The sequence below is a fragment of the Dyadobacter sp. CY327 genome, assembly GCF_021390415.1.
In the GTDB taxonomy this organism is placed as follows: Bacteria; Bacteroidota; Bacteroidia; order Cytophagales; family Spirosomataceae; genus Dyadobacter; species Dyadobacter chenhuakuii.
The window spans coordinates 2,200,473-2,212,427 of record NZ_JAJUXJ010000001.1; the positions used below are offsets into that span (position 1 = coordinate 2,200,473).

11 protein-coding genes are annotated in these 11,955 nt (G+C 46.1%); 7 read left to right on the forward strand and 4 right to left on the reverse strand.

The window, feature by feature from the left end:
- Positions 1–54: 54 nt before the first annotated feature.
- The 4 genes from LZG74_RS09265 (at position 55) to LZG74_RS09280 (ending at position 2,448) form a co-directional block, all read left to right on the forward strand.
- Positions 55–291 (forward strand): nucleotidyltransferase family protein, encoded by a 237-nt coding sequence (locus tag LZG74_RS09265; RefSeq protein ID WP_233796258.1) that lies wholly within the window; start codon positions 55–57, stop codon positions 289–291.
- The gene (locus LZG74_RS09270) at positions 284–628 is read left to right on the forward strand and encodes a DUF86 domain-containing protein (RefSeq protein ID WP_233796259.1); all 345 of its coding nucleotides are present in this window, start codon (positions 284–286) and stop codon (positions 626–628) included. Before LZG74_RS09265 ends, LZG74_RS09270 begins: the two co-directional genes overlap by 8 nt.
- Before the next feature lie 21 nt (positions 629–649).
- On the forward strand, positions 650–1,039 hold the full coding sequence (locus tag LZG74_RS09275; protein ID WP_026630148.1) for a hypothetical protein: 390 nt from the start codon (positions 650–652) through the stop codon (positions 1,037–1,039).
- Between the two features lie 176 nt (positions 1,040–1,215).
- On the forward strand, positions 1,216–2,448 hold the full coding sequence (locus tag LZG74_RS09280; RefSeq protein WP_233796260.1) for a multidrug effflux MFS transporter: 1,233 nt from the start codon (positions 1,216–1,218) through the stop codon (positions 2,446–2,448).
- Here the strand turns inward: LZG74_RS09280 and rbsK are convergent.
- Together rbsK and LZG74_RS09290 are read right to left on the reverse strand one after the other, a co-directional pair.
- Positions 2,445–3,341 (reverse strand): ribokinase, encoded by an 897-nt coding sequence (rbsK, locus tag LZG74_RS09285; RefSeq protein WP_233796261.1) that lies wholly within the window; start codon positions 3,339–3,341, stop codon positions 2,445–2,447. The two genes, LZG74_RS09280 and rbsK, sit on opposite strands and share 4 nt — an antisense overlap.
- Positions 3,342–3,344: 3 nt before the next feature.
- Positions 3,345–3,944 (reverse strand): class I SAM-dependent methyltransferase, encoded by a 600-nt coding sequence (locus tag LZG74_RS09290; RefSeq protein WP_233796262.1) that lies wholly within the window; start codon positions 3,942–3,944, stop codon positions 3,345–3,347.
- A gap of 275 nt (positions 3,945–4,219) precedes the next feature.
- Here LZG74_RS09290 and LZG74_RS09295 point away from each other — a divergent pair, with 275 nt between their 5' ends.
- The 3 genes from LZG74_RS09295 to LZG74_RS09305 are packed head-to-tail and all read left to right on the forward strand — an operon-like array spanning position 4,220 to position 10,253.
- A complete protein-coding gene (locus tag LZG74_RS09295; RefSeq protein ID WP_233796263.1) occupies positions 4,220–6,541 on the forward strand; it encodes a PSD1 and planctomycete cytochrome C domain-containing protein in 2,322 nt (773 codons plus the stop codon).
- Positions 6,542–6,581: 40 nt separating this feature from the next.
- Positions 6,582–8,036: a DUF1501 domain-containing protein gene (locus LZG74_RS09300; RefSeq protein WP_233796264.1), complete on the forward strand. Its 1,455-nt coding sequence runs from the start codon at positions 6,582–6,584 to the stop codon at positions 8,034–8,036.
- A gap of 45 nt (positions 8,037–8,081) precedes the next feature.
- On the forward strand, positions 8,082–10,253 hold the full coding sequence (locus LZG74_RS09305) for a c-type cytochrome domain-containing protein (RefSeq protein ID WP_233796265.1): 2,172 nt from the start codon (positions 8,082–8,084) through the stop codon (positions 10,251–10,253).
- Between the two features lie 7 nt (positions 10,254–10,260).
- Here the strand turns inward: LZG74_RS09305 and LZG74_RS09310 are convergent, their stop codons facing one another.
- Both LZG74_RS09310 and LZG74_RS09315 read right to left on the reverse strand, forming a co-directional pair.
- Positions 10,261–11,439, reverse strand: coding sequence for an AGE family epimerase/isomerase (locus LZG74_RS09310; protein WP_233796266.1), 1,179 nt, complete (start codon positions 11,437–11,439; stop codon positions 10,261–10,263).
- 115 nt (positions 11,440–11,554) lie between these two features.
- Positions 11,555–11,884: a hypothetical protein gene (locus LZG74_RS09315; RefSeq protein WP_233796267.1), complete on the reverse strand. Its 330-nt coding sequence runs from the start codon at positions 11,882–11,884 to the stop codon at positions 11,555–11,557.
- Positions 11,885–11,955: the final 71 nt, after the last annotated feature.

Sequence of the window (11,955 nt, forward strand, 5' to 3'; positions counted from 1 at the left end):
AGTAAATCTGTAATACAGCAGCGCTTGAAGTCTTCGAAACCCCAGTTAAGTAAAATGGGTGTTAGTAAGATCGGCTTGTTTGGTTCAGCACGGAGAAATGAAAGAAATGAGGACAGCGATATAGACATCTTGGTAGACTTTGATAATGATATGGAGACGTATCTCAATTTTATCGCTGCGTGCGACTTTTTGGAATCAATGTTCCAAGAGGAGAAAGTTGAGGTCGTTTCATTGAAAGGGCTGAGCCCGTTTATAGGCCCTCATATTCTTAATGAGGTTGAATATGTCTAAGACATACATTGAATATTTACGCCATATTTTACTGGAATGCGAATACATTGCTTCGGTCATATCTGCAAATACGAGCAAGGATGAATTCATGCGTGACGAAACCCTAAAAAGGGCCGTAGTTCGCAGTTTGGAGATCATCGGAGAAGCAACCAAGAAAATTCCGGCTGACGTGAAAGTTAAATGGAGCAAAATTGCATGGAAAAATATGGCGGGAATGCGTGACCGGCTGATTCATGATTATATGGGAGTTAATTATGCTATCGTCTGGGATGTCGCGAAAAATATTATCCCCGTTATAAAAATTCAGGTAGAAGAAATCATTTCAGCCGACCATTAACTTCCCCCGGAACGATTTTTGTTGAGTTATTTTGCTTTTGCTTGGATTGCTGATAAGGCGGTTGGTGCGGGGCGATTTATCTCATCAAAAAGAATGATCATGAAAAAAGTATTTGTTTTAGCTGCAATGATCGGATTGTCGACGGCAGCATTTGCACAACAGGACGACTCGAGGACAAAAACGGAAAAGGCTGTCGATAATACGAAAGCTGCTGGCAAAAAAGCTGGTAAAGAGATTAAAAAAGACGCTAAGGTCGTTGGTGAAAAAACCAAAGAAGGCGCAGAGGCAGTGGGTGATGGTGTAGAAAGAGGCGCTGACAAGGTTGAAAAAGGAAGCAAAAAAGCTTACAAAGCAACCAAAAGAGAGGCCAAAGAAGCCAAAGAAGACATTAAAGAAAAAGTAGATAACTAACGGAAACTCCGTTGATTTGCATGCCCATCAGAACATTCCCGTTTTGATGGGCATTTGTATTTTACAAAGAACCCACTTTTAGATATTGATCAATGGTGAAAATATTGTACTTATTGATAAACAGGAACTTAATTGCCTGAAACACCCGTTCATAATTAGTAAGTTTTTAGAAATTCATGAGTCGCAAGCAGTATTTTTTCATCATTCTCATCCTTGGTTTCCTGGCCACAGTCAGCCCTTTTTCCATTGATATGTATCTTCCTGGTTTTCCGCGGATTGCGTCGGATCTGGGGACTACAATTGATCAGGTGCAGTTGTCCCTGACTAGCTATCTTATCGGGATCTGTCTTGGGCAAATATTGTATGGTCCGCTCCTGGATCGTTTTGGCAGAAAAAAACCATTGTATGCCGGGTTAGCCTTGTATGTGGTGGCATCTTTCGGTTGTGCGCTTACATCTTCTGTGGATTCACTGATTGTGATGCGTTTCTTTCAGGCCATGGGCGGATGTGTGGGTCTGGTGGCTTCGCAAGCGCTTGTGAGTGACCTTTTTCCATCTGAAAAACGCGCCGAAGTTTTCTCCCTGATTACCCTCGTTATTGCCGTTTCACCCATGATCGCCCCTACGATAGGCGGTTATGTGACTGCTTCCATCGCGTGGCAGTGGATATTCATCATTCTGGCCGGAATTGTTTCCATGATTATTGGCGCCATTTATTTCTTTCTTCCAACGGGCAGACCGGCTGATACTTCGGTTTCACTGCGTCCCAAGGCGGTTATGAATGGTTTCGCGACAGTTATCAGACAGCCTCAATTCCTCATCTACACATTGGCAGGCGGTCTTGCAACAGCGGCTCCGTTTGCTTATATCGCCGGTTCTTCGGATGTCTTCATGAACATTTACAGAGTTTCTGAGCAACAGTACGGTTGGATTTTTGCGTTTCTTGCCGTTGCCATGATCGGTTCCACGCAACTGAACCACATTTTGCTTAAAAAATTCAAGAGCGAGCAAATCATAAAAGTCACTTTGTTTTACCAAAGCATTGTGGGCATTTTGCTTATAGCAGGTGTTTATAACAACTGGTTTGGTCTGTATTCACTGATTGGGATGATGTTCATTTTCCTCACCGGACAAGGCCTGACCGGCCCAAACAGTTCCGCATTGTCACTTGCGCCATTCCGCAAACATACGGGCAGCGCTTCGGCACTGATGGGGAGCTGGAGAATGGGCGCCGGGGCAATAATTTCTGCGATTGTGAGTATTCTGCACAACAACACAGCCTTACCGATGGTCGGTATGATGGCGGCCTGTTCTTTAGGTGGGCTGGTTATTTTACATGCTGGTAATGCAGTTGTAAAACATCAGGTAAGCAGAAAAGAAGTTGAAGACGAGGTTTCGGTTTTGCTTTAATCGAGCTCACTGCTATATGGCGCAGAATTTTGCGCACCCGCACGGGTTACGGATATGGCAGCCGCATCGCAGGCAAAACGGCAAGCATCCGGCCAGTCTTTGCCACAAGAAAGGGCGGTGAGTAGAGCCCCGTTAAATACGTCCCCGGCAGCCGTCGAGTCCAGCGCGTTCACTTTTTTGGAAGGGATAATTTCAGCAAATTGTTGATTGGATAAATAAACTCCTGCACTGCCCAGCGTAATGATAACATGCTCAATGCCAGCTCGGTGAAAGAAGTTGGCAGCTTGATGCATGGAGACCTCATTATCTGGATAAATACCGGTCAGGATCCCGGTTTCTGTTTCATTGGGCGTGATCAGAAAAATGCCTTCGAGCAGTTGTTTGCTTAACGCTACTGCAGGAGCGGGGTTGAGGATAACTTTAATGTTGGAACGCAGACACTTATCAATAATGTATGCAACGGTTTCCAAAGGAATTTCAAGCTGGATCAGCACAAAAGCGACATCATTGAAAATCTCATCTGGAAGGTCTGTGGGGCGCAGATCCATATTCGCGCCGGATGCCACGACAATCTCGTTTTCACCATTTGCATTGACGGTAATAAGCGCGACGCCGGAAGCATAATCAGCGGTTTCAAGCAGATATTGAATGTCAAGGCCTTCTTTCAGAAAACCTTTTTTTGCCTCTTCCCCAAAAATATCCCGACCGATTTTAGCCACAAAGCGAACGTCAGCGCCCAGCCGCGCAGCTGCAACGGCCTGATTAGCACCTTTTCCCCCGGCATTCATCATAAATGTTCCACCGAGAACGGTTTCACCGGGTTTTGGAAATTCAACCGTTCGCACAACCATGTCCGTATTGGAGCTTCCGATCACGAGCACCTTATTTCCCATTCCTCAACGTTTTCTGGCAACCAAAATCCCTAATCCGTAATGCTGCGGATAGTTATAGAGTTTGTGACCCGTTTTTTTTGCCAGGTCCTTCACAGCCCTCCGCACCTCAGGGAAACTCTCGGTGTCGTGAAAAATCGTGCAATCGCTATGTTGTGCCGCCCAGAGGCCACATTCAAATGTTTCTGCGTAATTATGGACAATGTCCACGTGGGCCAGATTATAATGTTGATTATCAGTAGCAATCCAATCTTTGTAGTCTGATTTTACCAGCTGAATGTTGGCATAGCCAGCTAGCCGCTTACTCGTTTCTTCAAAATGCTCATTTTTATTGACCGTATGAACATCCCCCTCGAAGGTGTCCACGCCAGTGACGCTTTTGAAATAATTGGAAAAAACCACCGTCGAATATCCAAACTCCACACCAAATTCAATGCAGCGGTCCCGCTTTAAGTCAAATTGATCGATAATGTCCTCCACGATCATTTCAAGCCCTTTCCAAGCTGAAACAATATCCAGCATCTTTTCAGGCTTTCGAAAATTCTTCGGCTTATATGGTTTGATATCCGCAATAAAATTCTCACGAATGTAAGTTCTTAATCCCATGGCATGTCGCATATAGTTATCACAAACCTAGAATAAAAAATTCAGACACGGACAACTGATTTCATCAAAACATGGAGCAAAACGATGGAAAAGCTTTCCGGATCGAGCACGTAGCAAACTTCTAAGCCGAACCAAGCGCATATCCGTAGCAAAACAGTACAGAGCAGGATAGTTAAGATATTTGAATTGGCATTATTGTATCAATAAATGTGTATTTTTTTAGTTAATTGATTATATTAAATAAAAATTGCGCGTTTTTTCCTGAACCCACAGTTATGATTTTTATAGGAAGATTGATTTTTACCATGCTGCTGGCTGGATCGGCGCTCTGTTTCCAGTCCTGCAACAAATCGTCGGATAACCAGGCTGTTGAAGAAGATATTCCAAAGGAAGTCAGCTATAACTTTGACATCCGGCCTATCCTGTCTGACAAATGCCTCGCCTGCCATGGTCCCGATGCCAACAAGCGCGAGGCGGGATTACGGCTGGATGTGGCCGAAGATGCGTTTAAAGCTTTGCAGGAAAATCCAAAAGCGCACGCATTGGTTGCTGGTAAGCCCGAACTTTCACAGGTCTATCTGCGCATTACCACCGCCGACACAGCACTTCGCATGCCTCCCACAGGCTCCAATCTTAAATTAACACAACGCGAAGTTGACCTCATCGAAAAATGGATTAAACAAGGTGCGAAGTATGAAAAGCACTGGGCATTTGTGGCGCCGAAAAAACCTGCGTTGCCGGAAGTCGACGATAAGGATTGGCCTAAAAATGAGATTGACTATTTCATTTTACAAAAACAGGAACAAAAGGGGGTTAAACCCAATGAAGAAGCCGATAAGGAGCGACTGCTTAAACGCCTCAGCCTGGACATTACCGGATTGCCGCCGACATTGAAAATGATGGACGAGTTCATGGCCGACAATAGTGCAAACGCCTATGAAAAAATGGTGGACCAGCTCTTGAAAAACCCTGCATATGGCGAGAAAATGACCATTCACTGGCTGGATCTGGCGCGCTATGCGGACTCGCACGGTTACCAGGATGACGGTTACCGCACACAGTGGCCATGGCGCGACTGGGTGATCCATGCATTTAACAAAAACATGCATTACAATGACTTCGTAACGTGGCAGTTAGCAGGCGATTTGTTGCCAAACAGTTCAAAGGAACAACTACTGGCGACAGGTTTTAACCGAAACCATAAAATCACCGAAGAAGGCGGAGTGATCCCCGAAGAATATCGCATTATGTATGTAACGGACCGTAACGACCTGTTTGGTAAGGGGTTACTAGGCGTTACGCTGGAATGTGCGCATTGCCATGATCATAAATACGATCCTTTTTCCCAAAAGGAATATTACCAGATGTTCGCGTTCTTCAATAATGTGAAAGAAGTGGGGATAGAATCCGTGATCGGCGGGCCGGAAACTTATGCGAAAAAGCCCTTGATGGAGATCAGTAATGACGATGTGAAGAACATTCTGACATTTATTAACAAACCTGACACGAACCGGTTGATCGTCTCGGTGATGGGCGATCTGGACACATTGCGGAAGACGCATATTTTGGAACGTGGCGTTTACGATGCGCTGGGCGATGAAGTGCAGCCTGCAACGCCCACTTCGATTTTGCCATTTGATAAAAATTATCCCAAAAATAGGTTAGGGCTTTCCAAATGGCTTTTTGATAAAAGAAATCCTTTGACTTCGCGGGTTTACGTGAACATTCTCTGGCAGGAATTCTTCGGAAAAGGCATTGTAAAAACGTCCGGAGATTTCGGCATGCAAGGCGAGCTTCCTTCCCATCCTGCATTGCTGGACTGGCTCGCGACGGATTTTATGGACCACGGGTGGGACATTAAACGGCTTGTAAAACAAATGGTTACGTCTGCCACTTACAAGCAATCCGCTGTTGTGACGAAAGAAAAGCTAGCCACTGACCCGGACAACATTCTCCTCGCCCGCGGGCCGCGTTACCGCATACATGCAGAATTTATCAAAGATCTCGTGCTTGCCAGCAGCGGCCTGCTCAACAAAACCATTGGCGGTCCCAGCGTGAAACCGTATCAGCCCGCCGGGCTCTGGGAAGGCGCAACGTCAGGACGCGGGTTACTATCCGTTTATAATCAGGATCATGGCGGTGCATTGTATCGCCGCGGGATGTATACTTTAATCAAAAGAACGGTTCCGCCGCCAACCATGAGCATTTTCGATGCGAGTAACCGCGACTTGTGCGAAGTAAAAAGGTTAAAAACAAACACACCATTGCAGGCGCTCGTAATGATGAACGACCCGGCTGTGCTGGAAGCTTCGCGTGTGCTGGCGGCGAAACTGCTGCAGGAAAAAAGTGAGGCAAAAGAGAAGATCACAAAAGCATTCCGGCTGATCGTTTGCCGCAAGCCGAGTGATAAGGAACTGGACGTGCTGAGCGCGTATTACGACAAGCAGTTGCAATCCATTAAGCCTGAAAAGGCGGAGAAAATGGTGACGGTAGGAGAGTATCCGCTGACCAAAAAGGTGGATAAAAAGGCACAGGCAGCATTAATGCGCGTCATTTCAACCATTTATAATCTGGAAGAAACCATAACAAAATCTTGAAGCCGACAGCAAAAAACTGAAAGCCAAAGTTTGAAATAATATGGAAAAGGAAATATTAGAGCACGGGTTCAACTTCAACAGGAGACGTTTTTTGTCTTCCATGAGCCTCGGGATTGGCGGTGTGGCATTAGGCTCTTTGCTTATGCCCGATCTGTTGAAAGGCGGAGGATTTGAGGAAGACGGTTTGGCGCCCGGCATTCCGCATTTTGCACCGAAAGCAAAAAGGGTTATTTATATGTTCCAGAACGGCGCTCCTTCGCAGCAGGAACTGTTTGATTATAAGCCGAAATTGCGCGAAATGCTCGGAAAGGAAATTCCGCCATCGGTTCGCGGGACGCAGCGGTTGACCGGCATGACAGCCAACCAGGCGTCGTTTCCGCTGGTCGGATCGTTTGTAGATTTTAAGCAATATGGCGATTCGCGTGCCTGGGTGAGTGATCTGATGCCTTATACGGCCAAGATTGTGAATGATCTCTGTTTTGTGAAATCCATGTACACGGAGGCAATTAACCATGACCCTGCTTTAACATTCCTGCAAACGGGCTCGCAGCAGGGAAACCGGCCAAGTATGGGTTCCTGGTTGAGCTACGGGCTTGGTAATGAGAACAAAAACCTGCCCAACTTTACGGTTCTGCTCTCACGCGGCGTTGGGAACGGACAAGGGGTTTATTCCAAATTATGGTCCAATGGCTTCCTGGATTCGGTGCATCAGGGCGTGCAGTTCAGTAAGGGCGAGGACCCGGTTCTGTATCTCCGCGACCCGGAAGGAATGGACCGTCACGATCGCCGGGATATGCTCGACAATCTTTCGCAACTGAATGAGCTTTCATACCAGGAATTTGGCGATCCCGAAATTACGGCCAAAATCAAGCAGTATGAAATGGCTTACCGCATGCAGACTGCCGTGCCGGAGGTGATGGATTTGTCCAAAGAATCGGACGACATTATCAAATTATACGGACCCGAATGCCTCGTCCCGGGCACTTATGCGGCGAACTGTCTGCTGGCGAGGAAACTATCCGAAAATGGCGTACGCTTTGTGCAGCTTTATCACCAGGGCTGGGACCAGCATGGTAACCTGCCTTTTGAGATTACCAAACAGGCCATGGACGTAGATCAGGCATCGGCAGCATTGGTTACTGACCTGAAACAGCGTGGGTTACTGGATGAAACGCTTGTAATCTGGGGCGGCGAATTTGGCCGGACCAGTTACACGCAAGGCAAATTAACTGCTGATAATTATGGCCGGGACCACCATCCCAGATGCTTCACGATATGGATGGCTGGCGGTGGCATTAAACCAGGAATGGTGTACGGCGAAACGGATGAGCTGGGCTACAACATTGCCAAAGATCCCGTGCATGTGCATGATTTCCAGGCAACTATCCTGCACCAGCTGGGCCTGAACCACGAAAAACTGATCTTCAAACACTTAGGAAGAAGATACCGGCTCACGGATGTTTCCGGCAAAGTGGTGAAAGACATTATCAGTTAAAATATCTGGCAGTAAACGATTGATCAATTTATCGGCTAAATTTTAATGCATTTAAGATTCAGGGTTTTTGCAGAACAGTTATTAGTTGCCTCTAATATTGTCATCCTATTTTTACTGATCTTCGAAGACAAACTGGTCATCCCGGCGTGGTTGCAAACGGTCGGGCGCATGCATCCGCTGATCCTGCATTTCCCGATTGTGATCTTGCTCATTGCCATGTTACTGGAATTTTTCCGGTTCCGGCCTGAGTATGCGACCAATCTTTTTTACAAAAATTTCCTGCAAAATTTGCTGCTGGTAGGGTCGCTTTTCGCTGCTGTAACGGTGGTGATGGGGCTTTTTTTGTCGCAGGAGGAAGGTTACTCCGGGGATATTCTTGATTACCACAAATGGACCGGCGCGGGCATTTTCTTTTTCGCATCACTCATTTATTTTGTACGAAATACAACCTGGTATAAGGCGCCTATTGCCAGGGCGGGCGCTTTTCTGACGGTCGCAGTATTGGTGATGACGGGACATTATGGTGCTGCATTAACGCATGGCAGCAACTTTATCTGGGAACCGATCGATAGTCAGAAAACCATGGCGGCGGTTCCTTTGGAGCAGGCCGTTGTATTTACCCACGTTATCCAGCCGATTCTAGAACAAAAATGCACCAGCTGCCATAATCCGGATAAGCTGAAAGGCCAGCTGAATATGACGGATGCTGAATCTTTGCTGAAAGGCGGCAAATCCGGAAAGTTGTTTGTGGCTGGAAATCCAGAGGTGAGCTTGCTGCTGAAACGCGTGCATTTGCCCCTGGATGATAAAAAACATATGCCTCCGACGGGCAAGGCGCAACTGACATTGCAGGAGATTTCTTTGCTTACACTTTGGGTTAAAAAGAATGCGGATTTTACGAAAAAGCTTACCGAATTGCCTGCAAACGATTCACTTAGGATATTTTCCGCTGCCTACTTGAAGCCCGTTGAACAGGAGACAGACTACCAATTTGATGCTGCTGATGAAGAAACTATTGCGAAACTTAATACAGATTACCGCACCATTTTGCCTCTTGCCCGGGAATCCCCCGCGCTCGCTGTGAACATTTACAACAGCGCAACATATGATGTGAAGCAACTGGATGAACTGAGCGAGATCAAACAGCAGGTTATATCGTTGAACCTGAATAAGATGCCAGTAAAAGATGCGGATTTGAAAAGCATTACCCAGTTTGAGAACCTGCGCCGGCTCGATCTGAACTTCACAGACGTTACAGCCGATGGTTTGAAGACATTAACAGCATTGAAACAGCTGGAAAACCTCACATTATCCGGCACGAAAGTCGATTTCAATGATCTGAAAGCATTATTGCCGAATCTTAAACCACTAAAAACAGTTGCAGTATGGGACACGAAGCTGACTGCGGCGGATGTTCAGAATCTGCAAAAGGCGAATAAAAACATTGAAATCATCGGCGGGTTTAAAGACGATGGCAAAAGTCCTTTGAAACTCAACCCGCCGCAGGTTAAAAACAGCTCCACGATTTTTGCAAAATCGCTTGATTTAGAGCTCAGGCACACGATCAAGAATGTAGATATTCGTTATACGACCGATGGTTCGGAGCCGGACAGCGTCAAGTCGCCGTTGTTTGATAAAATGCTGGTCACCAAAAGCGGGACTATTAAAGCCAAAGCATATAAAGATGGCTGGTATGGAAGCGATCTGGCTATTTTTGAGTTTTTTAAAAGTGCCTATAACCCAGACAGCGTCAACTTGTTAGCGCCGCTGAACCGCGTTCACCAGGCAGAAGGAGCGAAGACGTTTTTCGATCATAAACTGGGCGCTATCGGAGCAAACAATCCCGCCTGGGCCAACAACTGGGCGGGTGTGAAGGACAATGACATGGCATTTATTTCAGAATTTAAAAAACCGATCCTGTTATCGTCTCTCGGCGTGCATTATATGGTAGAAGAGGATACCGGCATTTTCCCTCCCGAATCGATCGAAATATGGGGTGGTGATAATGCACAAAATTTGAAATTACTGACGAGGTTCAAGGCGAAAATGCCGAAAAAGGGTGATAGACCCAGTTTACAAACCGTGGAAGGAACATTCAAACCACAGAGTGTTTCTTACCTTAAAATCATCGCGAAACCATTAAACAAAATTCCGGACTGGCACAGAAGCAAAGGCAATAAAGCACTGCTGCTGGTGGATGAAATGTTCCTCAATTAACTGCATTCTAGCTTTTAGAGGCGCGTCTTAACATTTCCGCACATGCGCGCGCATTGTGATAAGGACATTTCCAGAAGTTGATCTTGTCGCCTTTCACGGGCGTGCCGTCGGCCTTTACGGTGCCGTGCCATTCACCTTTTTCGTGATCTACGAACTTCCCTACGATGTAATCCCAGCTGCGTTCAGCCTTAACTTTATATTGTTCGTCTTTGGTCAGCTGGTAAGCATTGTAAAATCCAACCATTTGTTCCGCCAAAACCCACCAGGAACGATCCGTTTGCAAATGTTTTGTTTCAGGATCAAATTCGTAATTCAGCGCGCCGTCCGCTGCCAGTCCCTTACTAGCGGAATCGGCCATCGCGATCGCCACTTTTTTGAGTTTGCCAATCAGGCGCTCATCGTGCAGGATTTCCGCAGTTTCAAATAAAAGCCAGGAAGCTTCAATGTCGTGCCCATAGGAAACAATGTGATCTTTCGATTTCCATTTTTCGTCAAAAAACAGCTCCATACTGTTCGTTTTCGGGTTCACGATCCTGGTAATGATCGCTTCCAGCATGTTAGCAGTTTGTTTTTTCAATTTCGGATCCGGCCACACGCTGTACAAATTGGCATAAGCCTCCACCAGGTGCAAATGCGTGTTCATGCTTTTGATCCAGGGACTTTTGCTAAGAATGTAATCGTCTGTGCTGGACCAGTCGCGGGCAAATGCTTCGCGGTAGCCGCCATTAACCGGGTCAAATGCGTATTTTTCGATGACACTAAACAGTTCTTTGGCCTTATCCAATGCAGGCTGAAAATGTGTAACGCGGAAATATTCGCTGAGTCCGTACATGGCAAATGCATTGCCGTAGATCTGTTTTTTGGTTTCCAAAGGCGTTCCGTCCGCTTTCACAGACCAATAAACGCCACCATGCTCAGGATCAAAAAAATGCTTTACCAGTTGCTGGTAAGCGCGGTCGGCCAATGTCAGATATTTGGCTTCTTTGAACAGCCGGTGTGCGAGTGAATAAGTCCATAAAATACGGCCTGTTAATACAACCGAGCGATCAGCATCTTTAACAGGCTGATTTTCATAATTCACCCGACCGTAAAATCCGCCGTTTTCTGGGTCAGGGCCGTGTTTTTCCCAATAAGTAAGGATGCTGATCAATTCTTTCTTGAAAGCTTCGGGAGTAAATTCGGCCATGTTCCAATTCGTTTTTAGCAAAAGTATACGGCCGACTAATCATACTTATGGCGAATCCGGACATAAAAAAACCGGGCAAGGGAGTTGTCCGGTTTTAAGAATATGTTTGAAGAGACTAGTCGCCCTGGTTTTCTTCCAAGTTATCGTGATTGTCTCCGCCGAGGCTGTAATAGTTGTTTTCTTCGTCTTCTCTGCCGATCATTTCGTCCTCGTCATCGTCCTCTGATCCCGGAACGTCCAGGTCGCCGCCGATCAGATCATCGTCGAAGGATTTTTCATTCCAGTCATCCGATTCCAGTTCGATTTCACTCTTTACTTTTGAAATGTCCTCAGGATCAATATCCGGATCAATCAGGCCCTGACGAAAAATGTCTTCCTCCGCGGGATAATTTCCTGGCAAATCGTCGTCAAACAATTCATCGTCATCATCGTCATATGGATTCATAGCTCAAAATTTATTGGTTTGCTGGTTGTAAGCGAGGTTTTTCTAGTTCTACGGTTCAAATATGTTAAAAA